Source organism: Mycobacterium sp. Aquia_216 (genome assembly GCF_026723865.1).
GTDB lineage: Bacteria > Actinomycetota > Actinomycetes > Mycobacteriales > Mycobacteriaceae > Mycobacterium.
Window position 1 is genome coordinate 5263180 of record NZ_CP113529.1, and the last position, 21214, is coordinate 5284393.

The window sequence follows — 21214 nt, forward strand, 5'->3', positions numbered from 1 at the left end:
TCAACGCCCCAAGTGCGCCTCGTGCGCGCCCCGATCAGCACCGGCAGTCGCGGCGCATCGATTGTCAATTGTGACGACTGCCGGTGGCGCGTCAGACGACGGCGGGCGAGCCAGGATTCCAGTTGGGCGCCACCGCCTTGCGGTAGATATCGACAATTTCGGTCATGTCCGTCGGAACGTGATAGCCGGACTCGTCACAGATCTCGGCGAAGTGCTGGGCCACCTTCTCGGGGGTGAAATCACCGTCGACATAGCCCGCCGTCTCTCCGACGAAGATTCTCGCCATACGTCCCGCACCGATGGCAAACGTCTCGCCACTGGCGGTGCAGCGCTCGTGCACGAGGAAGGCACACCCTGGCGCCACGAGTTCGGGTTTGGAGTACGCGGCCATGAATTGCGCGTTCGGGGTTTCGGGCAGCCCGGCCGCCAGCCGGGTATACGCATGCGGTGACACCATGTTGACGTTGATCCCGCACGTCCGCCCGCGGACCGCCAGGCAGCGCCCCAAACCGAACGCACCCATCTTCGTTGCGCCATAGGACTGAATGGGCCCGTAGTCGGCACCGAACGACGCACCGAACAGGCCGGCGCTCGACGTGGTGAGCAGAATCCGACCGTACTGCTGCGCACGCATCGGCTGCCACACCGCCTCGGTCAGCCAGTGGGCCGCACTCAAATTCACCGCGGCCAGTTGCTCGAAGGACCCGTCGACGATTCCCGCATTGTGAATCAGGATGTCGACCCTGCCGAACGCGTCCAATGCACGCTGGACGACGGCCGACGCCCCGTCCTGCTGACCGACCGAGTGCGTGTCGGCCAGCGCCGACCAACCCCGACTGCGTAGCTCAGCAACCAACTCATTGGCCGGCGCGGACGAAGCGCCGGAACCGTCGGGTTCCACACCGAGGTCGTTCACGATCACGTGGGCTCCTCGGCTCGCCAACAGTCGCGCGTAGTGGCTGCCGACGCCCCGGCCGGCTCCCGTGACGATTGCCACCCGGTCATCGAATCGAAGCTGGTCCATCTGACCTTCTCTCGTGTCCCGCATAGTTCCGACGTCGGCCTGCCCCACCCACCACGGCGCGGCGTGGCCGTCGCGCGCGGCCGGGCCGGCGGTTCCAGCTACGCGGCGAATGGGAACGCTTCCGGTCTGGGCGGCACCGCACCCGCAAAGTGCAATGACGGGCCGTCTCGGCGAGCCAGCGACTTCTGCGATACAGTATCGTAGACTGATGGCGCGGTCGAGTGGCAAGGGCAGGCCACCGTCGTCATACTCAATCCGGGTGCCGGTGATGCGATTCAGGCGGCCAAGGCGGGACTTCTGGAAGTCGCTGATCTCATCGTGATCAACTAGGCCGACCGGCCGGGCGCCCGTGAACTTCGTGCCGAGACCGACGCCGAGATCCTGATGCGCACCGCGTCAACCGGGGATGGCCTGGCCGAAGTCGTTGCGGCGATTGATGATCGCCATCGCGCTGACACAGCCGCGCGTCGTGTGGTCAGGGCCCGCAGTCAGATCCTCTCGCTCGCGCAGATCCGGCCGCATTGCCACCCCGGCCTTGCCAAACTGACCGCTGCGCTCGCCGACGGGCGCTGCGACGCCCACACCGCGGTCGATCAGCTGCTGCGCGGCAGCGGACGTTGTGTCGGGCCCGGCCGACGACGGCGGTCACCCCTGACGGGTCGGCGCGCATTCACCATGCTGATCCAGACGCGGCGCAGGTCCGTAGTGCGGCTGGTGACCAACAACCCGGATAGGACTACCGACCAGCCGGAATTCACCGGCCGTGATGACGGCTTCGGGGGCCTCCGCCAAGGCGGCGGGCAAGGTGCGTACCGCGGCAACCGGTACCCCCAGCGGCCGCAATCGCGATTCCCAGCTCGCGGCGGTACGGGCCGCCAGCGCAGTGGTTACCAGCGCGACGACGTCCTCGCGCCGGGCGGCACGTTCGGCCATGGTCGCGAAGCCCTCGATACCGGCTTCCGCCGCGAACAACGCCCAGAACCGATCGTGGGTGATGAACAATGCCAGATGTCCCTGCGCCGCAGGAAATAGTTGGGCCGGAACATAATACGAGTGCGCACCGGCCGGCCGCCGCCGGGGCTCAACGGCATTGTTGAGGTAGTTCGACGCCAGGTAGTTCAGTTGCGACAACATAACGTCGCGCAGCGAGACTTCCACCTGTCCACCTCGACCCGACACGATCTGCGCGAGAAGCCCGAGCGCGGCGGTCAGGCCGGTGGAGTTGTCGGCGGACGAGTAGCCCGGCAAGGTGGGTGGCCCGGACGGGTCACCGGTCAGCGCGGCAATCCCGGTGGCCGCCTGAATCACGTAGTCGAACGCGGGATCATCGCCGGCATCCAAGCCGCAGCCCGTGACTGCCACGCAGACGATCTGCTCGTTCCAGCGGCGCAGCGCATCATAGGTCAGGCCGTACTTGCGGATGGCCGACGGTTTCAGATTCGCCAGCAGCGCATGCGATTCGGCGGCCAATTCGCCCAGCCGGGACTGCCCAGCGTCGGTGGTCAGGTCGATGCAGATGCTGCGTTTTCCGCGATTGAGGCTCGCGAAATAGGCGTCGCCGACCTGTCGTGAGATGTCACCACCGGGCGGCTCGACCTTGGTGACCTCGGCTCCCAGGTCGGCCAGCATCATGGTCCCGTAGGGCCCAGCCAACATGTGGCCCACCTCGAGGATCCGAATGCCCTCCAGCGGAGCGGGACCCGAAACGCCGCTCACCCTTGTTCCACGGATGCACGTGTCAAGGTCCGAACCTCGGTGACCAGGGTGTCCAGCGCTGTCCCGGTGGGGAACACCGCGGCCGCACCGACGTCCAATAGTTTTCGTACGTCCGATTGTGGGATGGTGCCGCCGACGACGACCGCGATGTCCCCCGCGTCGGCGGCGTGCAGTCCCTCCACGACGCGGGTGGTCAGCGCGACATGTGCGCCGGACAGGATCGAAAGTCCCACCAGCGCAACGTCTTCTTGTACCGCGATGGACACGATGTCCTCGATACGCTGCCGGATACCGGTGTAGATGACCTCGAAGCCGGCATCGCGCAGCGTCCGCGCGACGATCTTGGCGCCGCGGTCGTGACCGTCCAGACCGGGCTTGGCGACCAGCACTCGAGTGGCCATGTCTAGAAAACCACCGGCTGTTGGAACTCGCCCCACACCGATTTCAGTGTGGAGACCATCTCGCCAACCGTGCAGTAGGCGTTGGCGCAGTCGATGAGCCGGTGCATCAGGTTGTCATCTCCTTCGGCCGAACGCGCCAGTGCCGTAAGGGCTTCCTTGACGCCGACGCTGTCGCGTTCGGCCTTCACTTTGGCCAGCCGGTGAAGCTGCAGATCGCGGCCGCGCGCATCCAATTCGTAGGTGGCGATCTGCGGCGGCGGTTCATCCACGACGAACCGGTTGACCCCGACCACCGGCCGCTCCCCCGCCTCGACCTCCTGATGGTTGCGGTAAGCCTCGTCGGCGATCAGCCCCTGCAGATAGCCGTCCTCGATGCAGGACACCATGCCACCATGCTGCTCAAGGTCGCGCATTATCTCGATGACCTTCGCCTCGGTGGCGTCCGTGAGTGCTTCCACGAAATACGAACCACCCAAGGGATCCGCAACTTTCGCCACGCCGGTCTCATAGGCAAGAATCTGCTGGGTGCGCAGCGCCAGTGTCGCGGACTCCTCACTGGGCAGTGCGAACGGTTCGTCCCAGGCGGCGGTGAACATCGACTGTACCCCGCCGAGCACCGATGCCAGCGCTTCATAGGCCACCCGCACCACGTTGTTCTGGGCCTGCGGCGCATACAACGAAGCTCCGCCGGACACACATCCGAAGCGGAACATCGACGCTTTGTCGCTGGTTGCGAGGTACCGCTCCCGCACGATGCTGGCCCACCGGCGCCGTCCCGCACGGTATTTGGCGATCTCCTCGAAGAAATCGCCGTGGGTGTAGAAGAAGAATGAGATCTGCGGGGCGAACTCGTCGATACTCATCCGGCCGCGCTCGACGACCGTGTCGCAGTATGTCACCCCATCGGCCAGTGTGAACGCCATCTCCTGCACCGCATTGGCACCGGCGTCTCGAAAGTGCGCGCCCGCCACCGAAATTGCATTGAATCGCGGCACCTGCGCAGCGCAGAATTCGATGGTGTCGGCGATCAGCCGCAGCGATGGCTCCGGTGGCCAGATCCACGTTCCGCGCGAGGCGTACTCCTTGAGGATGTCATTCTGGATGGTGCCGGTGAGGTCCGCCCGCGGCACTCCCTTCTTTTCTGCGGCGGCGACGTAGAACGCCAGCAAAATGGCCGCGGTGCCGTTAATCGTGAAACTCGTGCTGATCTCGTCCAGCGGTATCCCGTCGAACAGGATCTCCGCATCGGCAAGGGTGTCCACCGCTACGCCCACCCGGCCGACCTCTTCCCCGCACTCCGGGTCATCGGAGTCATAACCACACTGCGTCGGCAGATCCAGGGCCACCGAAAGACCGGTCCCGCCCTGGCCAAGCAGGTACCGATACCGCCCATTCGACTCCTCGGCAGTGCCGAAGCCCGAATACTGGCGAAAAGTCCACGTCTTGCCCCGATAGCCTGTCGCAAAGTTCCCCCGCGTGAACGGGTATTGCCCGGGCGCGGCCGGCTCACCGGCGCGGTCAGCCGGTCCGTAGACCGGTTTGAGGGATATGCCAGACGCCGTCTGATAAGTGTTGTCCATCAATGTTTCCCCGCACTTTCGGCATGGCCAACTACGCGACCGGGCGAGCATAATCCGTTCATTATGATATCATATCGTGAAATTCCGGATGGGAGTCAACGGTGTCTACACGCAGTCAGACCGTCCTGCTCTGGTGGGGCATAGCTTTTACGGCTGGATACGCGCTCTCACTCGCGTTCCTGATCGGTATCGTGCCTCCACCGCCCGCGACATGGACAGCTGAGCGGGTGGCCGATTTCTATCAACAGCACACCGGACGAATTCTGGTGGGAGCCGTGACGACATCGTTCACCAGCGCCTTTTTGATTCCGATATCCATCGTCGCCGCTCTGCAATCGGCACGCCAGGAAGCAGGCCGCCCCGTTTGGTCAATCCTGATGTTCACCGGCGGGACGTTCACGTCTATTTTCTTGGTACTTCCCCCGGTTTTCTTCGGCGTCGCGGCCTTCAGGCCCGATAGACCCATCGCGCTCACCGCGATGTTGCATGACCTGGCACTGCTGTCGCTGTTCACCACCGTGCAGTTCTATATCTTCTTCGGCGTATCGGTCGCAGTCGCGTGTTTACGCGGCCATACAGTGCGAGATTCACCGTTCCCGCGGATCTTCGGGTATTTCACCATTTGGTGTGTGCTCATGTTCGAAATTGGTGGGGTCGCTTTCCTATTCAAGGCCGGCCCGCTCTCCTGGAACGGGCTCTTCATCTTCTGGATCCCGTTCTTCTTCTTCTTCATCTGGTTGACGACTCTGTGCGTGTTGCTACTGAGGGCACTTGCGGCGCAGAACCGCCACGACCCGTCCGGCGCCGATGTGTTGACCGAAGTCTCGTCTCACCGCTGACCGCGCCATGGCCTCGTCGCGATGCGGATGATTCGCGGCTCGCGGGCGATGTACGCGCCAAAGATGTTGGCAGGCCGCATCTGTGAATGAGTAGCGAGCCCAACGAATCGGTTTGAACACGACTCGCCCGGCCGGATGCCGGCTCCCTGGCCTAGCGCACCCGGACGCTGGCGGGTCCCGGCAGAATGAAATTGGCCCGCCATGCGACGTCATCAGCGGACTCCGCCAGTTCCATATCGGGCAGTGCGGCTATCAACGCAACCAGCGCGGTTTTGAATTCCAGTCGTGCCAGGTGCGCGCCGAGGCAGAAATGCACGCCGAATCCGAAGGTGATATGACCGCCGTGTGGGCGGGTGAAATCGATCGTGTCGGGGTTGGCGAACACGGCCGGGTCACGGTTCGCGGCACCCAAGATCGCCACCACCGACTGACCTCGTTCGAACAACCGCCCGTCTAACTCGTGGGTTTCGGTGACCCATCGCCAACGCTGACGCTGGACGGGTGCACTCCATCGCAACAACTCGTCGATCGCGTGGTCGAACGGCTTGTCCGACAATGACTTCAGCTCGTCCCAGCGTTCGCGTTGCGCCATCAACCCGAGCACGGATTTCGCTATCGCGTTGGTAGAGGTTTCGTGGCCGGCCACGCCAAGTTCGGTGGCTATGGCGATGGCATCGAACTCGCTCATCGGAGCGCCGTCATCGTCGGCTGCAGCGACCATCGCACCCAACAGGTTGTCCCGGGGATCTCGGCGCTGCCGGGACACCGACGCGGCGAAGTACTCGACCATATGCGCCACCGCTTCGCGGCCCAGGCGAGCTGCCTCGGGTGAGCCTGCCCTGTCGACCGCATCTGTCAGATCAGCGGACCACTTCTGGAACAGCGGCCAGTCATCGGGCGTTACGCCAAGCGCATCGCCGACGACCGCCATTGGCAGCGGGAAGGCGACGTCGGCGATCAGATCGAAGCTGTCCTCGGATCGCGAGATCGCAGACTGCACAAGCTCGGTGGTGATCTCGGCAATCCGTGGCTGTAGCGCGGCGACGCGACGTGGCGTGAACGCCTTGGCCATGATCGCCCTCAAACGACGATGGTCCGGTGCGTCCATTCCGCCCAGCCACCGTTGGAAGACGTGAGCGACCGGTTTGAACGCCTCGGGCACGGCGTGCGCCATACCGACGCTGGCTGGATCGTTTGCATACCGATCACTGTTGGCCAAGACGTCGACGTTGTCCTGGTGCCGGAACAGATACCAGGAGCCCGGCAAATCAGACATCGACGCAAAGCCCCAGTGAATTGGGTCAGCGTCACGATAGCGCGCATACGTCGGATAGGGATCGCCCAGCAGCACCGTGTCGACGGGATCGAAGCGTGGCAGGTCGACCTTGTGCGGAGTCTCGACGGTCATTCTTGGGCCCTTCCCCAACTGTGGTTGTCGGCAGCTGGGGCAGCCGACATCTCCGAGACGCATCCCAAGTTTGGATCTGCGTACAAACCGTTCAATTCAGCTGCAGCACAGTATGGTTCAGCGATGAGCTGTGCCGCCAACGCCGCTCCCGGCAATGCCAACCGGCTGTCGTGCGCGATCGAAAGCGCCAGCCAGAGATCCTTGTAAGTCAGGTCAGCGACTCCTTGGACACCGCCGGCCTGATAGTGCGCAGCCGTGTGACCTATCGTGAGCCAGTTCTCGGCTACCCAGCTGCTTGCCGCCCCGTGGCCGAGCAGGCCAAGCATCTGATCGGCCGGGATTCCGTTTGCGCTAGCGAAGGACAACGATTCGTGGACGGCCCGCATGGTCATCGCAATGCCGATGTTGTTCGCCAGCTTCGCCAGTTGACCGGCGCCGGACGCTCCCAGGTGGGTGATCGTCGTCCCAATGGCGTCGAGAACCGGACGGCAGGTTTCAACGGCCGCCGCCGAACCTCCGACCATGACCGACAACGCACCCGAGGCTGCCGCGGCAGGACCCCCGGTGACCGGTGCGTCAAGGACCTCGATTCGTTTGGTGGCAGCCACCGCCGACAGCCGGCGGCACGTGTCCGGGTGAATTGTGCTGTGCACCAAAATGATAGAGCCGGACGCGGCCCGTTCGATGATTCCTGGCGATTCCGCATCACCGATCAGCAAGTTGGTGACCTGTTGATCATTGACGACTGCGATCTGAATGATGTCGCAACTTTGAGCCATCGACTCGACCGAAGCTACGCTGCGGGCACCGCACCGTTCGAGCCGTGTCATCGGCTCGTCGCGAAGGTCGAAGACCACCAAGTCGAGTCCGGCCAGGGCGACCCTGGTAGCCATCGGCTCGCCGAAGTTACCCAGTCCGATGAATCCGACCCGCAGCCCCGCGCTGTCCACGTGTCTTCACTCCCTCCCGATCGGGGGAATCGTCACGCGCAGGGCGAAATGACTCACTGCGATATGATATCGTGTTGCCGCATGAGCGTCAATTGGCCGGTCCCCGATCGCTACTGGCCCAGATCGCGTTCCCGCTCACGGAAATACGCCTCCGACAGCTGCGTGCCCAGTGCCGTCAGCGGCATGCTCGTCATCGTCTCTCTACTAATGCTCACCGAGTTCCACATCTCCTTGGACATCAACGGATAGATCGCATCCGAACTCGCCAGCGGGTGGTCCGAGAACATCGAATCGATCAGTCCCCAGGTTTCGGTCACCCACGACCGCCCGCTTGAGATATTCGCGGCCTGGATCAGTACCGATTCATCGAGCCCCTGACTCCGCGCGAAGCGAATTGCCTCCAGCACGATGAGGTGATTCATGTGAAGCATGACATTGTTGGCGATCTTGAGAGCCTGCCCGCTGCCGGTAAGTCCGGCTTGAATCACGTTGCCGGCGTAGGCGGCCAGCAGCGGTGCGACGGCATCGACGGTGGCCGGATCCCCGCCGACCATCACCGTCAAGGTCCCGGCATCGGCAGCGGGCCGCGACCCGCTGACCGGGGCATCGATCACGCCGACACCGACACCGGCAAGTTCGGCCTCGATCTCGCGAACGGTGGCCGGCGTGACGCTGCTATGGATTATCAGGGTGTCGCCGGGGCCCAGACCCTGGCGTGCCTCATGCACCACGGCGCGTAGCTGCTTGTCGTCGACCACGCAAATACACACGACATCGCTCGCGTCGGCCAGCCGACGAACATCGACAGCCACGAGTGCCCCTCGGTCAGCGAAGTCGCGACACGCGGTCTCTCGCTTGTCGTAAACCGTTAGGGCAAACCCGGCGTCGAGTATCCGATGAGCCATGCGCCCACCCATATCGCCAAGGCCGACGAATCCGACGTTGACCGGATCGGTGGTCGTCATGCGTGTGCCCTTCAGCTGGCCGGCCCGGGTCCGGTACGCCCGCGGCCACACCGTTCCCGGTAGCTCGCTGCGCGACCATCACGTACTCGGTACCGGCGCCGACAACCGCAACCTTCGGCGGCTTCGTGATCGGTCGGCACTTCACGATCATCGCCATATGGCGTCATGGCTATCTGGACCTCGCCCGACACTAGCGACTGACCGTCATGGGCACAGACTCGTAGCCATGGATGAGCAGGCTGGGATGCCGCACAAGTTCGTCCGGGTCGAATCCGACACTTCCCAGCATCGGCAGCAGGGCATCGAGGGCGATCCGGGCTTCCAGCCGGGCCAGCGGTGCGCCCAGACAGAAGTGAATCCCCTTGCCAAACCCGAGATGCGGTGTCGCCCTGGTGATGTCGAAGCTATCCGGATTCTCGAACACCGCGGGATCGCGATTGGCGGCACCCACCATGATGGCGATCATTGCGCCGGCGGGAATGGTCACGCCACCAATTTCGGTATCTTCGTAGGGTTCCCGAAACAGAAATTGAAACGGCGACTGGAGTCGGATGGACTCCTCGATGGCCGAGCCGATCAAGTCGGGATCCTCCCGCAGCATGGCCAGTTGTTCGGGGTGATCGAGCAGCTGAACCACGGTGTTGCTGATGACGTTGGTCGTCGTCTCGTTTCCGGCGGCCAACAGCACGAGGATGAACAGCACCAGCTCGGTCGCACTCATCAGATCGGCTCCGTCGGCCTGGATGAGATCGCTGAGCAGGTCGTCCCGAGGCTCGGCACGGCGGTTTTCGATCTTCGGTACAAAATACTGCGCGAATTCGCGAAGCATCCCAACGAGTTCGACGATCGTGTCTGCCGAGCCGCGGTCGGCGGTCATCGAGAGACTCGCCAGCTGATCCGACCAGCGTCGGATATCGCTGTAGCGTTCCACGTCGACGGAAAGCAGGTTGGCGATCACCTCGGTGGGGACCGGCGCAGCAAAGTCGCGGACTAGGTCGAACCGGGGCCGCCCCTCGATCGCCGCAATCTTGTCGGCGACCGTCTTTTCGATCATCGGTCGTAACGAATTGATGCGGCGGGGGGTAAATCCGCGACTCACCAGCTTGCGCTGGCGCGTATGGACAGGAGGATCCGCGCCCACGATCACCCTCGCGGTGAACACCTCTTGGAAATCGAGCGGAATATCGGCAGCGGCCTGCAGGAGGCGGCCGATCAACTCCTCCGAACCCGCCGCCTCGGGATCGATCTTCGGCGGAAAGCCGATCGTTTCATCCTGATTCGGCCTGTTCGAGAAGCGCTCGGGGTGCGTCATGATGTACTCGACCGCTGCGTAACTCGAAACGACCCAGATACCGGACTGGGGCGCCTGATACACGGGCGCGTGCGCATGGAGCAGGGCGTAAGTCTCGAATCGGTTCCCCTGACACGCGGGGTCCCACGGCTCGTAGTAGATCTTCGTCGCTTCCATTGCAACCCTCTCAAACCCCAAACACATCCGGCTCGAGAGCCAGTGACCTATCTACGATACAATATCGTAGACCGTATATCCGCTTGTCGAGCGGCGTCAAGGTCGACAAGCCGTGACGCGGATTGGGTTGCGGCCGCTGATGAAAGGTCAGATCTGGCCGAAACTTAGGGCCCTGAAGTGGGGCCATCTCGTGGAGCTAAGGGGGGTGAGTTCACGACATAGGTGATAGATGAGTCGACTCGTCACACCCTTGCTTGGCGCCACTATCCCGAACACGTTACGGCTTAGCTCGGCTCCGCGCGGGGCTAACTCCAGAGCGTGACGTGAATCTTCGGGCGAAACCTCGTCACACCGACCCCGCTGCCGCGGATCATCGCCTGGATACACCTGGGAGTCGTGATGAACCTGACCAGTTCGGACACGGCAGGCTGGCGGGCTGACGGAGGCAGCGTCGCGATGCACCACTCCCCCGACTTGTCCAGCCCCGGCCCCGACACGTGCGTCAAGCGTCCCGCGGCAAGGTCTTTGGCGATCGCGAAACCGATGGTCAGGGTCACGCCCCCCACCCGCTGAACCTCCTCGAGGGCGGCGGCCTCACTTTGAAAGATTCGCTGCTGTGACTCCGGAATTGCCAAGCCACGCAGCATGGTTGCGATCTCGCCGCCCACGCTGCCGGCCGATGGCCCGAGCATCCACTGCTGCTGTCGCAGCACCCCGGGTGTCGGAACACCCACCGCCAGAGGGCTGTTCGGAGCGGCCACCGTGATCACCTGATATTTCAGAAAGGGCCGCACGAAGATCGAACCGTCGGATACGAAGGAACTTTCACTTGCCGGGCCAATCGCGATGTCGACGGCGCGCGAACAAATCAGGTCGCGGAATTGGCTCGTCGGGTGCACGCTTAACTCCACCGACAGGTCGTCGGCCCGCGACGAGAAGAGCTCGATCAGGCCCGGCGCGGCGTGTTCGGCGAAGGCGCTGGATGCGGCGATCCGCAGCAGCCGGCGCCCATGGGCCGCCTCGGTAACCTCGATCGCCGTTTGCTGTTGCAGACCCAGGATCTCGACCGCGCGGCTGGCCAACCGAAGTCCGCCGGGCGTGAACGCCAGTCCGGCACCCGTCTTGGTGAACAGCGGATCGTCGAGCTCCTTGCGCAGCGCCGCCACATGCATCGAGACTCCGGCATCGGATACGCCGAGTTCCGTGGCGGCGGCGCGAACCGAACCCAAACGGACCACCGCCGAATAGGCCCGAAGTTGAGCCGGAGTCATAGATATGAGCCTACTTTGGGATACGTGCGTGACGTGCTTGCCGAGCTGATGTCGATCTGGCGCGCCGGCGACACCGCCGGCCTAGGAACGGTGGTGCGGACCTTCCACTCCGCCCCGCGGTCACCCGGAGCCTCGATGGTGGTAGCTCCTGACGGATCCGTGAGCGGGTCAGTTTCGGGTGGCTGTGTCGAAGGTGCCGTCTACGAAGCGGCTACCGAAGTGGCGCAAATCGGTGCACCACGACTGGAACGCTATGGGGTCAGCGACGGCGATGCCTTCGCGGTCGGGCTAACCTGCGGCGGCATCATCGACATCTTCGTCGAGTCGGTTTCTCGGGCAACCTTCCCCGACCTAGATGAAGTAGCCGAGGACGTCGGTGAGCACCGTGCCGTAGCAGTCGCGACCGTCATCGCCCACCCCGATACGCAGTGGGTTGGCCGCAGGCTGGTCATCCGGCCGGAGGCGGTGGCGGGATCGCTCGGTTCGGGCCGGGCCGACGCCGCGGTCACCGACGACGCGCGCGGATTGCTCGCGGTGGGGCGCAGCGACGTCCTGCACTACGGACCCGACGGCCAGCGCCTGGGCGACGGCATGGAGGTCTTCGTGTCCAGCTTTGCGCCGCGTCCGCGCATGCTGGTGTTCGGCGCCATCGACTTCGCGGCCGCCCTGGCACAGCAAGGATCGTTCCTCGGCTATCGCGTCACCGTCTGCGATGCCCGCCCGGTGTTCGCCACCCGAGCACGTTTCCCGACGGCCGACGAGGTGATCGTCGACTGGCCGCACCGGTATCTGGCCGCCCAGGCGGAATCGGGCACCGTCGACGAGAGCACGGTGATCTGTGTGCTCACCCACGATCCGAAATTCGACGTCCCGGTGCTCGAACTGGCGCTGCGCTTGCCGCATATCGGATATGTGGGGGCAATGGGGTCGCGCCGGACCCACGACGACCGGATGGGCCGACTGCGGGCGGCGGGATTGACCGAGGCCGAGCTGAGCAAATTGTCCAGCCCGATCGGACTCGACCTCGGTGCCCGCACACCGGAGGAAACGGCGGTCTCGATCGCGGCGGACATCATCGCCCGCCGATGGGGCGGCGGAGGCCGCCCGCTGGCTGAAATCGTGGGGCGAATCCACCATGAGGCGCAGGTAGAGGGCGAGTTAAAGGATCACTTAACTCGACATTGACGCGGGTCTTCCGACGCCCCACACTGGGCTTCCCTTCCCTCGTGAGGTGCGTCACATGCAAGTGCCTGGGCCCTTTGAATACGAACGCGCGACCAGCGTCGACCATGCGATCGGATTATTGGATCGGTTGGGGGACGACGCGCGGCTGGTCGCCGGTGGGCACAGCCTGCTGCCGATGATGAAGCTGCGGATCGCCAACCCCGAATACCTCGTCGATATCAACGACCTGGAGCTGGAGCTCGGCTACGTGATCACCGATCCGACCCTGGTTCGAATCGGCGCGATGACCCGCCACCGCGCGCTGCTGGAGTCGGACACGCTGGCCGCGGTGTGCCCAATCTTCCCCGACGCCGAGCGGGTAATCGCCGACCCGGTCGTGCGCAATCGCGGCACCCTGGGCGGTTCACTCTGCCAGGCGGATCCGGCCGAGGATCTGACAACCGTGTGCCTCGTGCTGGACGCCGTCTGCCTGGCACGGGGGCCGTCGGGTGAGCGCGAGATCCCGATCGACGACTTCCTCGCCGGGCCGTACGAGACCACTCTCGCCTACAACGAAATGCTCGTCGAAGTACGGATCCCGGTGCGGCACAACACATCCAGCGCCTACGCGAAAGTCGAACGGCGAGTTGGCGACTGGGCGGTCACGGCGGCAGGCGCATCGATCACCCTCGACGGTGACGCGATAGCGGCCGCCCGGGTGGGCCTGACGGCGGTCAATCCCGACCACGCGGCCCTGGCTGAGCTCGCTACCGTCCTGGTGGGACAGTCCGCCACCGAAGAGGTCTTCGCCGAGGCGGGCCGCCGGGCGGCCGAAGCCTGCGAACCCGTCACCGATGTCCGCGGCACCGCCGAGTACAAGCGGCATCTGGCCTGCGAGCTGACAATCCGCACGCTGCGCACCGCCGCCGACCGCGTCCGCGACCAAGGGAGTTAGTGGTGATCGCATGCGCGGCGAAGCCGGGCGCATGGGGGTACCGCCCGCTTGCGGCGCAGGGTCACCATCAGACAGGAGAAGCGCTATGCAAGTGAATATGACCGTCAACGGCGAGCAGGTGACCGCCGAAGTCGAACCACGGACGCTGCTGGTGCACTTTCTGCGAGATCAGCTGCGGCTGACCGGTACTCACTGGGGCTGTGACACCAGCAACTGCGGAACATGCGTGGTCGAGGTCGACGGCATGCCGGTCAAGTCCTGCACCATGCTCGCAGTGATGGCATCCGGGCACAGCGTGCGGACCGTAGAAGGGTTGGCGGTGAACGGACAGCTTGACCCCGTACAGGAAGGGTTCATGCAGTGTCACGGGTTGCAATGCGGGTTTTGCACACCGGGGATGCTGATCACCGCCCGCGCCCTGCTGGACCGCAACCCGGACCCCGACGAGGAGACGATCCGCGAGGCGATCTCCGGTCAGATCTGTCGGTGCACCGGATACACCACGATCGTGCGCTCCATCCAGTGGGCTGCACGCAACGCGACACCGGCGGCGACATCATGACCACCACAAAAGAGGGGGCGAACCGCCCACCCTCACCGGAAGACACCGCCGATAACGATCAAAAGCCGTGCGGGCATGGCCGGATGCTGCGCAAAGAGGACCCCCGATTCATCCGTGGCCGAGGCAATTACGTCGACGACGTCGTGTTGCCGGGCATGCTGCACCTGGCGATCTTGCGCTCGCCCTACGCGCATGCCCGCATTGTCAGCATCGATGTGACTGCGGCGCTTGCACATCCGAAAGTGAAAGCGGTGGTGACCGGCGCCGACCTGGCCGAGAAGGGTCTGGCCTGGATGCCGACGCTGTCCAACGACGTGCAGGCCGTGCTCGCCACCGACAAGGTGCGCTTCCAGGGTCAGGAAGTGGCGTTTGTCGTTGCCGAAGATCGGTATTCGGCGCGCGACGCGCTGGAGTTGATCGACGTCGAATACGACCCGCTGGATCCCGTCGTGGATGTCCGCACCGCACTCGACCCCTCGGCGGCGGTGATCCGCACCGATCTCGAAGGCAAGACCGACAACCACTGTTTCGATTGGGAAACCGGTGACGCGGCGGCTACCGAAGCCGCGTTCGCGAAAGCTGACGTGATCGTCAAGCAGGAAATCGTCTACCCGCGGGTGCACCCGGCGCCGATGGAAACCTGTGGCGCGGTGGCGGATCTGGACCCGATCAGCGGAAAGCTCACGCTGTGGTCCACCAGCCAGGCACCGCACGCGCACCGAACGCTGTACGCGTTGGTCGCCGGCCTGCCCGAACACAAGATTCAGGTGATCTCTCCCGACATCGGCGGCGGCTTCGGCAATAAGGTGCCGATCTATCCCGGTTATGTCTGCGCGATCGTCGGTTCGCTGGTGCTGGGCAAGCCGGTGAAGTGGATGGAGGACCGCAGCGAGAACCTGACCTCGACAGGCTTCGCACGCGACTACATCATGGTCGGCGAGATCGCCGCCACGAAAGAGGGCAAGATTCTGGCGATCCGGTCCAGCGTGTTGGCCGACCACGGCGCATTCAACGGTACGGCGGCGCCGGTGAAGTACCCCGCCGGCTTCTTTGGTGTGTTCACCGGCAGCTATGACATCGAGGCCGCCTACTGCCACATGACGGCGGTGTACACGAACAAGGCACCCGGTGGCGTGGCATACGCATGTTCGTTCCGGATCACCGAGGCCGTCTACTTCGTCGAACGGCTGGTGGACTGCCTGGCCTTCGATCTGAAGATGGACCCCGCCGCATTGCGGTTACGAAACCTGTTGCGGCCCGATCAATTTCCCTATAAGAGTAAGACCGGCTGGCTTTACGACTCGGGCGACTACGAGACCACCATGCGGCTGGCCATGGACATGATCGGCTACGACGCACTGCGGGCCGAACAAAAGGAGAAGCGCGAGCGCGGTGAACTGATGGGCATCGGGATGTCCTTCTTCACCGAGGCCGTTGGCGCCGGCCCCCGCAAGGACATGGACATCCTCGGCCTGGGCATGGCCGACGGGTGCGAGTTACGCGTGCACCCGACGGGCAAAGCTGTTGTTAGGCTGTCGGTTCAGACTCAGGGCCAAGGTCACGAAACGACGTTCGCCCAAATCGTCGCCGAGGAGCTGGGCATCCCACCTGACGACATCGACGTGGTACACGGCGACACCGACCAGACGCCCTTCGGGTTGGGTACCTACGGCAGCCGATCCACGCCGGTATCAGGTGCGGCCGCAGCCCTGGTCGCGCGCAAGGTCCGCGACAAAGCCAAGATCATCGCGTCGGGGATGCTCGAGGTCTCGGTGGCCGACCTGGAGTGGGAGAAGGGCTCTTTCCACGTCAAAGGTGACCCGTCGGCGTCGGTGACCATTGCCGACATCGCTATGCGTGCACACGGCGCGGGCGACCTGCCGGAAGGACTCGAGGGCGGCCTGGACGCCCAGATCTGTTACAACCCGGAGAACCTCACCTATCCCTACGGCGCTTACTTCTGCGTGGTGGACATCGATCCGGGCACCGCGGTGGTCAAGGTGCGGCGGTTCCTGGCCGTCGATGACTGCGGCACCCGTATCAACCCGATGATCATCGAGGGCCAGGTGCACGGTGGCATCGTCGACGGCATCGGGATGGCGTTGATGGAGATGATCGCATTCGACGAGGAGGGCAACTGCCTGGGCGGGTCATTGATGGACTACCTGATCCCGACGGCGGTCGAGGTGCCGCACCTGGAAACCGGACATACCGTCACGCCGTCTCCGCACCACCCGATCGGCGCGAAGGGCGTCGGCGAATCGGCCACTGTCGGATCGCCGCCGGCGGTGGTCAATGCGGTAGTGGATGCGTTGGCGCCGTTCGGCGTTCGCCACGCGGACATGCCGCTGACGCCCTCGAGAGTCTGGGAGGCCATGCAGGGCAGAGCGAGGCCGCCGATTTGACGCGGCACGACGATGCAGAGCGAGGAACGAGCGATGAGGAGGAGTGGCGCAATCGGCATGAGCATTGGCGAGCGGGCTGCCCAGTTACTGGCCGCGCGCACACCCTTCGTGCACGCGACGGTGGTGCGCGCCCAGCAACCCACCTCGGCCACCCCCGGGGACGAGGCAATCCTTATGCCCGACGGCACTATCGAGGGTTTCGTCGGCGGCCAGTGTGCGCAGAATTCCGTCCGCAAGGCGGCACTGGGCGTCCTGCAAGCCGGTGAAAGTGTCTTGCTGCGAGTGCTTCCTGACGGCGACGTTCATTTCCCCGACGCTCCCGGCGCCGCTGTGGTGGTCAACCCGTGCCTGTCGGGTGGATCGCTGGAAATCTTTCTGACACCGCAGCTGCCGCCCCCGCTGATCCGGATCTATGGGGCCACTCCGATTGCCGACGCGTTGATCGATTTGTGCGGCGTGCTGGGCTATGACGCGCGCCGCGAGACCGATCTGACCGACACCTCTGCAGTGGTGCTCGCCAGCCACGGCGGTCCGGAAGCCGAAATCATCCGGGCCGCACTGGATAACGGCGTGGGGTATATCGGCTTGGTAGCCAGCAAGGTTCGCGGCGCCTCGATCCTGAACGAACTCGAACTCTCCGATGCCGAGCGGGCCCGAATACACACCCCCGTCGGATTGCCCATTGGCGCCAAGACTCCCGCCGAGATCGCGGTGTCCATTGCTGCTGAACTCATCGCCGCCGTGCGCGACGGCAGCCTGTCGCGTCCCACCGTGACCGCTGTCTCGCGTCAGGCGGTCGACCCGGTGTGCGGCATGACGGTGCCGATCGGGCCGGCGAGCGAACATCTGGAGTTGGGCGGCGCCGACTATTGGTTCTGCTGCTCGGGATGCCGGACGGCGTTCGCGGCCCAGAGAGCCGGCGCATGAACGCGCAGCGAATCACCGGCGTCGTGCTGGCCGCCGGCAGATCGCGACGGCTCGGAACACCTAAACAGGTTCTGCCATACCGGGATACCACGCTCCTTGGAGCCACCCTGGACGTCGCCCGCGGCGGCGGTTTCGATCAGCTCATCGTCACCCTGGGCGGGGCCGCGGAAGCGGTGCGTGACGCGGTGCGGCTCGACGGGGCCGACGTGGTGACCGTCGACGATTACGGGACCGGATGCTCGGCGTCGCTGCGTGTCGCGTTGGGAGAGGTCGACCCACAAGCTGCCGGCATCGTGCTCATGCTGGGCGATCAGCCGAGCGTGGCTCCCGCAACACTGCGACGGATAGTCGCCAGTGCCGCCGGAGCCGACGTGCTCGTGTGCCGTTACGCCGATGGCATCGGGCATCCGTTCTGGTTCAGTCGCGATGTGTTCGGCGAACTTTCGCAGCTGCACGGCGACAAGGGGGTCTGGAAGCTGGTGCACTCCGCCCGGTACCCGGTACACGAGATTGCCGTGCCAGGCCCAGTGCCACTCGACGTCGACACCTGGGACGATTACCAGCGACTCCTGGAGTCGGTCCCAACATGATCTTCGCAAACCCCGACGACGTGATCCGGCGATTCGATGCCCGGGATTACCTACTCGACACCGGAACCGCCTCCGCGATCTATTTGGCGGTCACGCTCGGCAGGCCGCTACTGCTGGAAGGGGAGCCCGGTGTCGGCAAGACTACCGCAGCGAAAACCCTTGCAGCAGTGTTGGATACAACATTGCTGCGGCTGCAGTGTTATGAGGGCCTGACCGCAAGCGAGGCACTGTACGACTGGAACTACCAACGCCAGCTACTGGCTATCCGACTGGCCGAAGTGCGCGGCACCGGTGTCTCCAACATCTCCGAAGCCGATCTCTACACCGAGGCCTACCTGGTGGATCGACCCATTCTGCAGTGTGTGCGGCACCGCGGCCCGGCGTCGCCGGTGTTGCTGATTGACGAAATCGACCGGGCCGACGACGAATTCGAGGCATTACTGCTGGAATTCCTCGGTGAGTCCGCAGTCACCGTGCCCGAGCTGGGCACCTTCGTCGCCGAACATCCGCCGATCGCAATACTCACCTCCAACCGTAGCCGCGATCTGCATGACGCGCTGCGACGGCGTTGTCTGTACCACTGGATCGATTACCCGCAACCGGCTCGGGCGGCCGCAATCGTCCGCCGAACGGTTCCCGCGGCCTCGACGCCGTTGATCGAACATGCCACCCAATTCGTCGGCAGTGCGCGCGATCTCGATCTGGATAAGCCACCCGGAGTAGCCGAGACCATCGACTGGGTCGCCGCGCTGGTGTCGCTGGGCGTAGCAGACCTCAACCCGGCCGATGCTGCCGAGTCAGCCCTAGCCAGCCTGGGGGCACTGGCCAAGACGCCCGACGACCGCACCCTGCTTCGCGACGCATTTATCGAGTACAGCCCCACATGAGAGGACCCACAGCATGAAGATCGCCAACCAGTTCACCGTCAGCGCGCCAATCGATCAGGCCTGGGACGTGCTGTGCGACCTGGAACAGGTGATCCCGCTGATGCCGGGGGCACAGCTGGTCGGTCACGAAGGTGACGACTACCTCGGCAAGGTCAAGGTCAAGGTCGGGCCCGTTACCAGTGAGTTCAGCGGCAAGGTGCGCTTCGTCGAGCAAGACCGCGCCCAACACCGCGCGGTCATCGACGGCAAAGGTAAGGAGTCCCGTGGCACCGGGAACGCCGCCGCCACGGTCACCGCCTGGCTGCAAGAGGCCGGCGACCGCACCCAGGTGACCGTCGACACCGATCTGAAGATCGTCGGCAAGCTGGCGCAGTTCGGCAGCGGCATGCTGCAGCAAGTATCGGAGAAGCTACTGGGTCAGTTTGTGGAATCCCTGGAGGCCAAGCTTGCGGCCGAGAATGCCGGCAGCACAGCCAGTCCGGCCGCTAATGGTGCGGCAGCCGGTGCCGAAGAGGTGACTCCGGCCTGGCCGGCCAACCCGGTCCCGGGAACCGAGAAAGGGCCCTTGGCCGACCCCAAGCCCATCGATCTGCTGGAGCTCGCCGGCGGCGGCGTACTCAAAAAGTACGGCGCCGCGGCCGCGGCGCTGGTCGCCGTGCTGGCGCTGATCTGGGTGCTGCGCAAACGCTCGTGAATACCCCGTTGTTGTTGCGCGGCGTCGATCGGGCGGCGTTCGCGGCAGCCCTGGTGGCGCGGCTGCGCAGCGCGGGAGTCTCGGTGTCCGCAGGCGGCCAGGGAAGTTTCGTGCGCGCAATTCAGCAGCTGGGGCCGCAGACCGCGTCGGCGATTTACTGGGCCGCCAGGCTCACTCTGGTCAACCGGATGGAAGACCTCAGTGTCTTCGACACGGTGATGCAAGAGGTTTTCGGCAGTATCCAACCCGGCGACACACGAGGCCCCGGGTCAGTCTTACCGATCGCCGGCCCCAAGACGCCGGGGCCGTCCAGTGCTCCCGCCGCACAGCCCGCGAGCAGCCCGTCGGACGCGAGCGCCGAGAAACTCCCGTGGATCACGCGGACGGTGCCCGACCACGACGACTCCGCCGAGGCCGGCGTGCTCTTACCCGACCTTTTACCCAGCCGCATCGCCACATTGGCCGACGAATCGTTCGACCAATTCGACCCCAAAGAACTGCGCCTGCTCGGTTCGTGGCTCGAGGCGTCGGTGCAGAGTTGGCCCTGGCGCCGCGGCATGCGATTCGAATCCAGCCGACACGGCAAGAGGGTCGACCTGCGGGCGACGATGAACGCGTCGCGTAGGACTGGCTGGGAGTCGGTGACGCTGGCGCGGACACGACGTCGCCGGAGACCTCGGCGGGTCGTGTTGGTCTGCGACGTGAGCCGCTCGATGCAGCCCTACGCCGCAATTTATCTGCATCTGATGCGCGCGGCAGTGCGGCGGCAGGTAGGGATGCGCCCAGAAGTCTTCGCGTTTTCGACGTCACTGACCCGCCTCACCGCGGTGCTGTCCCACCGCTCGGCAGAGGTAGCGCTAAAACGCGCCAACGAGAAAGTCACCGACCGGTACAGCGGCACGTTCATCGGGCGCAGTGTCGGCGCTCTGCTGGATCCACCACACGGCAACTCGCTACGCGGTGCGGTAGTGATCGTTGCGTCGGACGGCTGGGACAGCGATCCCCCGCATGTGCTCGAGCACGCCCTCGCCAGGGTGCGTCGACGCGCCAAGTTGCTGGTTTGGCTCAACCCGCGCGCGGCGCACAGTGAATACCAACCGCTGGCCGGCTCGATGGCGGCGGCGCTGCCGCATTGCGATCTGTTCCTGCCGGCAAACTCGCTGACCGGCATCCGTGACTTGCTATTTGCGCTGGCTGCTCGGGAATCGACGCGATCACCCGCGCGTGCTCATTAGTCGCAAGTCGCCGATTCACCTGCGCGGCAAGGTTTTTACGGTCATTGAGCGGACCCCGAGTACAGTGACTCCGGTGGGTGACGCCCCGTCGAATGAGCCGAGGACGGTCGGCCACGTGAGGTTCGAGCGTTTCGTGCGCGAGACTACGGCCATGACAACGCCCAGCAAATGCT

At 64.6% G+C, this 21214-nt stretch carries 21 protein-coding genes; 11 read left to right on the forward strand and 10 right to left on the reverse strand.

The window, feature by feature from the left end:
* Positions 1–91: 91 nt before the first annotated feature.
* Positions 92–1024 (reverse strand): SDR family NAD(P)-dependent oxidoreductase, encoded by a 933-nt coding sequence (locus OK015_RS24525; RefSeq protein ID WP_268126947.1) that lies wholly within the window; start codon positions 1022–1024, stop codon positions 92–94.
* A 273-nt stretch (positions 1025–1297) separates the two neighbouring features.
* Between OK015_RS24525 and OK015_RS29120 the strand changes: the two genes are divergently transcribed.
* Positions 1298–1354, forward strand: coding sequence for a hypothetical protein (locus OK015_RS29120; protein ID WP_326498559.1), 57 nt, complete (start codon positions 1298–1300; stop codon positions 1352–1354).
* 66 nt (positions 1355–1420) lie between these two features.
* Here the strand turns inward: OK015_RS29120 and OK015_RS29125 are convergent, their stop codons facing one another.
* The 4 genes from OK015_RS29125 to OK015_RS24545 form a co-directional block, all read right to left on the reverse strand.
* Positions 1421–1606, reverse strand: a complete 186-nt coding sequence (locus tag OK015_RS29125; RefSeq protein ID WP_326498500.1) for a hypothetical protein — start codon at positions 1604–1606, stop codon at positions 1421–1423.
* A gap of 63 nt (positions 1607–1669) precedes the next feature.
* Entirely contained in the window at positions 1670–2680 is a 1011-nt protein-coding gene (locus tag OK015_RS24535; RefSeq protein ID WP_268133058.1) for a CaiB/BaiF CoA transferase family protein, read from the reverse strand.
* A 56-nt stretch (positions 2681–2736) separates the two neighbouring features.
* Entirely contained in the window at positions 2737–3141 is a 405-nt protein-coding gene (locus OK015_RS24540; protein ID WP_268126950.1) for a cobalamin B12-binding domain-containing protein, read from the reverse strand.
* A gap of 2 nt (positions 3142–3143) precedes the next feature.
* Positions 3144–4721 (reverse strand): methylmalonyl-CoA mutase family protein, encoded by a 1578-nt coding sequence (locus OK015_RS24545; RefSeq protein ID WP_268126953.1) that lies wholly within the window; start codon positions 4719–4721, stop codon positions 3144–3146.
* Between the two features lie 101 nt (positions 4722–4822).
* Between OK015_RS24545 and OK015_RS24550 the strand changes: the two genes are divergently transcribed.
* The gene (locus OK015_RS24550; RefSeq protein ID WP_268126954.1) at positions 4823–5560 is read left to right on the forward strand and encodes a hypothetical protein; all 738 of its coding nucleotides are present in this window, start codon (positions 4823–4825) and stop codon (positions 5558–5560) included.
* Between the two features lie 151 nt (positions 5561–5711).
* Here OK015_RS24550 and OK015_RS24555 read toward each other — a convergent pair whose 3' ends face one another.
* The 5 genes from OK015_RS24555 to OK015_RS24575 all read right to left on the reverse strand — a co-directional run bounded on the left by OK015_RS24555 (position 5712) and on the right by OK015_RS24575 (position 11622).
* Positions 5712–6968: a cytochrome P450 gene (locus OK015_RS24555; protein WP_268126956.1), complete on the reverse strand. Its 1257-nt coding sequence runs from the start codon at positions 6966–6968 to the stop codon at positions 5712–5714.
* Positions 6965–7918: an NAD(P)-dependent oxidoreductase gene (locus OK015_RS24560; protein ID WP_268126958.1), complete on the reverse strand. Its 954-nt coding sequence runs from the start codon at positions 7916–7918 to the stop codon at positions 6965–6967. The genes OK015_RS24555 and OK015_RS24560 overlap by 4 nt, the downstream gene beginning before the upstream one ends.
* Before the next feature lie 110 nt (positions 7919–8028).
* Positions 8029–8883, reverse strand: a complete 855-nt coding sequence (locus tag OK015_RS24565; protein ID WP_268126959.1) for an NAD(P)-dependent oxidoreductase — start codon at positions 8881–8883, stop codon at positions 8029–8031.
* Positions 8884–9073: 190 nt separating this feature from the next.
* Complete coding sequence (locus tag OK015_RS24570) at positions 9074–10351, reverse strand: cytochrome P450 (RefSeq protein ID WP_268126960.1); 1278 nt, start codon at positions 10349–10351, stop codon at positions 9074–9076.
* A 305-nt stretch (positions 10352–10656) separates the two neighbouring features.
* On the reverse strand, positions 10657–11622 hold the full coding sequence (locus tag OK015_RS24575) for a LysR family transcriptional regulator (RefSeq protein WP_268126962.1): 966 nt from the start codon (positions 11620–11622) through the stop codon (positions 10657–10659).
* Positions 11623–11646: 24 nt separating this feature from the next.
* On the opposite strand from OK015_RS24575, the gene OK015_RS24580 reads away from it, so the two are divergent.
* The 9 genes from OK015_RS24580 (at position 11647) to OK015_RS24620 (ending at position 21041) form a co-directional block, all read left to right on the forward strand.
* A complete protein-coding gene (locus tag OK015_RS24580; RefSeq protein WP_268126964.1) occupies positions 11647–12807 on the forward strand; it encodes an XdhC family protein in 1161 nt (386 codons plus the stop codon).
* A 55-nt stretch (positions 12808–12862) separates the two neighbouring features.
* Positions 12863–13741: an FAD binding domain-containing protein gene (locus OK015_RS24585; protein ID WP_268126965.1), complete on the forward strand. Its 879-nt coding sequence runs from the start codon at positions 12863–12865 to the stop codon at positions 13739–13741.
* An 85-nt stretch (positions 13742–13826) separates the two neighbouring features.
* A complete protein-coding gene (locus OK015_RS24590) occupies positions 13827–14303 on the forward strand; it encodes a (2Fe-2S)-binding protein (RefSeq protein ID WP_268126967.1) in 477 nt (158 codons plus the stop codon).
* Positions 14300–16708 (forward strand): aerobic carbon-monoxide dehydrogenase large subunit, encoded by a 2409-nt coding sequence (locus OK015_RS24595; protein ID WP_268126970.1) that lies wholly within the window; start codon positions 14300–14302, stop codon positions 16706–16708. The genes OK015_RS24590 and OK015_RS24595 overlap by 4 nt, the downstream gene beginning before the upstream one ends.
* Before the next feature lie 57 nt (positions 16709–16765).
* Positions 16766–17635 carry an XdhC family protein gene (locus OK015_RS24600; RefSeq protein WP_268126972.1) on the forward strand — a complete coding sequence of 290 codons (870 nt, stop codon included), beginning with the start codon at positions 16766–16768 and terminating at the stop codon, positions 17633–17635.
* Positions 17632–18225, forward strand: coding sequence for a nucleotidyltransferase family protein (locus OK015_RS24605; RefSeq protein WP_268126975.1), 594 nt, complete (start codon positions 17632–17634; stop codon positions 18223–18225). Before OK015_RS24600 ends, OK015_RS24605 begins: the two co-directional genes overlap by 4 nt.
* Positions 18222–19112, forward strand: coding sequence for an AAA family ATPase (locus OK015_RS24610; protein WP_268126976.1), 891 nt, complete (start codon positions 18222–18224; stop codon positions 19110–19112). The genes OK015_RS24605 and OK015_RS24610 overlap by 4 nt, the downstream gene beginning before the upstream one ends.
* Before the next feature lie 13 nt (positions 19113–19125).
* Positions 19126–19806, forward strand: coding sequence for an SRPBCC family protein (locus OK015_RS24615; RefSeq protein ID WP_268126977.1), 681 nt, complete (start codon positions 19126–19128; stop codon positions 19804–19806).
* The gene (locus tag OK015_RS24620) at positions 19803–21041 is read left to right on the forward strand and encodes a vWA domain-containing protein (RefSeq protein ID WP_268126979.1); all 1239 of its coding nucleotides are present in this window, start codon (positions 19803–19805) and stop codon (positions 21039–21041) included. Before OK015_RS24615 ends, OK015_RS24620 begins: the two co-directional genes overlap by 4 nt.
* The last annotated feature ends 173 nt before the right edge of the window (positions 21042–21214 follow it).

What these genes read in the sequence shown, in the direction of transcription:
- OK015_RS24525 (WP_268126947.1), bottom strand. Translation starts at nt 1,024, where the DNA reads ATGGACCAGCTTCGATTCGATGACCGGGTGGCAATCGTCACGGGAGCC.
- OK015_RS24575 (WP_268126962.1), bottom strand. Translation starts at nt 11,622, where the DNA reads ATGACTCCGGCTCAACTTCGGGCCTATTCGGCGGTGGTCCGTTTGGGT.
- OK015_RS24590 (WP_268126967.1), top strand. Translation starts at nt 13,827, where the DNA reads ATGCAAGTGAATATGACCGTCAACGGCGAGCAGGTGACCGCCGAAGTC.
- OK015_RS24545 (WP_268126953.1), bottom strand. Translation starts at nt 4,721, where the DNA reads ATGGACAACACTTATCAGACGGCGTCTGGCATATCCCTCAAACCGGTC.
- OK015_RS24595 (WP_268126970.1), top strand. Translation starts at nt 14,300, where the DNA reads ATGACCACCACAAAAGAGGGGGCGAACCGCCCACCCTCACCGGAAGAC.
- OK015_RS24610 (WP_268126976.1), top strand. Translation starts at nt 18,222, where the DNA reads ATGATCTTCGCAAACCCCGACGACGTGATCCGGCGATTCGATGCCCGG.
- OK015_RS24565 (WP_268126959.1), bottom strand. Translation starts at nt 8,883, where the DNA reads ATGACGACCACCGATCCGGTCAACGTCGGATTCGTCGGCCTTGGCGAT.
- OK015_RS24615 (WP_268126977.1), top strand. Translation starts at nt 19,126, where the DNA reads ATGAAGATCGCCAACCAGTTCACCGTCAGCGCGCCAATCGATCAGGCC.
- OK015_RS24605 (WP_268126975.1), top strand. Translation starts at nt 17,632, where the DNA reads ATGAACGCGCAGCGAATCACCGGCGTCGTGCTGGCCGCCGGCAGATCG.
- OK015_RS24570 (WP_268126960.1), bottom strand. Translation starts at nt 10,351, where the DNA reads ATGGAAGCGACGAAGATCTACTACGAGCCGTGGGACCCCGCGTGTCAG.
- OK015_RS24585 (WP_268126965.1), top strand. Translation starts at nt 12,863, where the DNA reads ATGCAAGTGCCTGGGCCCTTTGAATACGAACGCGCGACCAGCGTCGAC.
- OK015_RS24540 (WP_268126950.1), bottom strand. Translation starts at nt 3,141, where the DNA reads ATGGCCACTCGAGTGCTGGTCGCCAAGCCCGGTCTGGACGGTCACGAC.
- OK015_RS24600 (WP_268126972.1), top strand. Translation starts at nt 16,766, where the DNA reads ATGAGCATTGGCGAGCGGGCTGCCCAGTTACTGGCCGCGCGCACACCC.
- OK015_RS24555 (WP_268126956.1), bottom strand. Translation starts at nt 6,968, where the DNA reads ATGACCGTCGAGACTCCGCACAAGGTCGACCTGCCACGCTTCGATCCC.
- OK015_RS24535 (WP_268133058.1), bottom strand. Translation starts at nt 2,680, where the DNA reads ATGTTGGCTGGGCCCTACGGGACCATGATGCTGGCCGACCTGGGAGCC.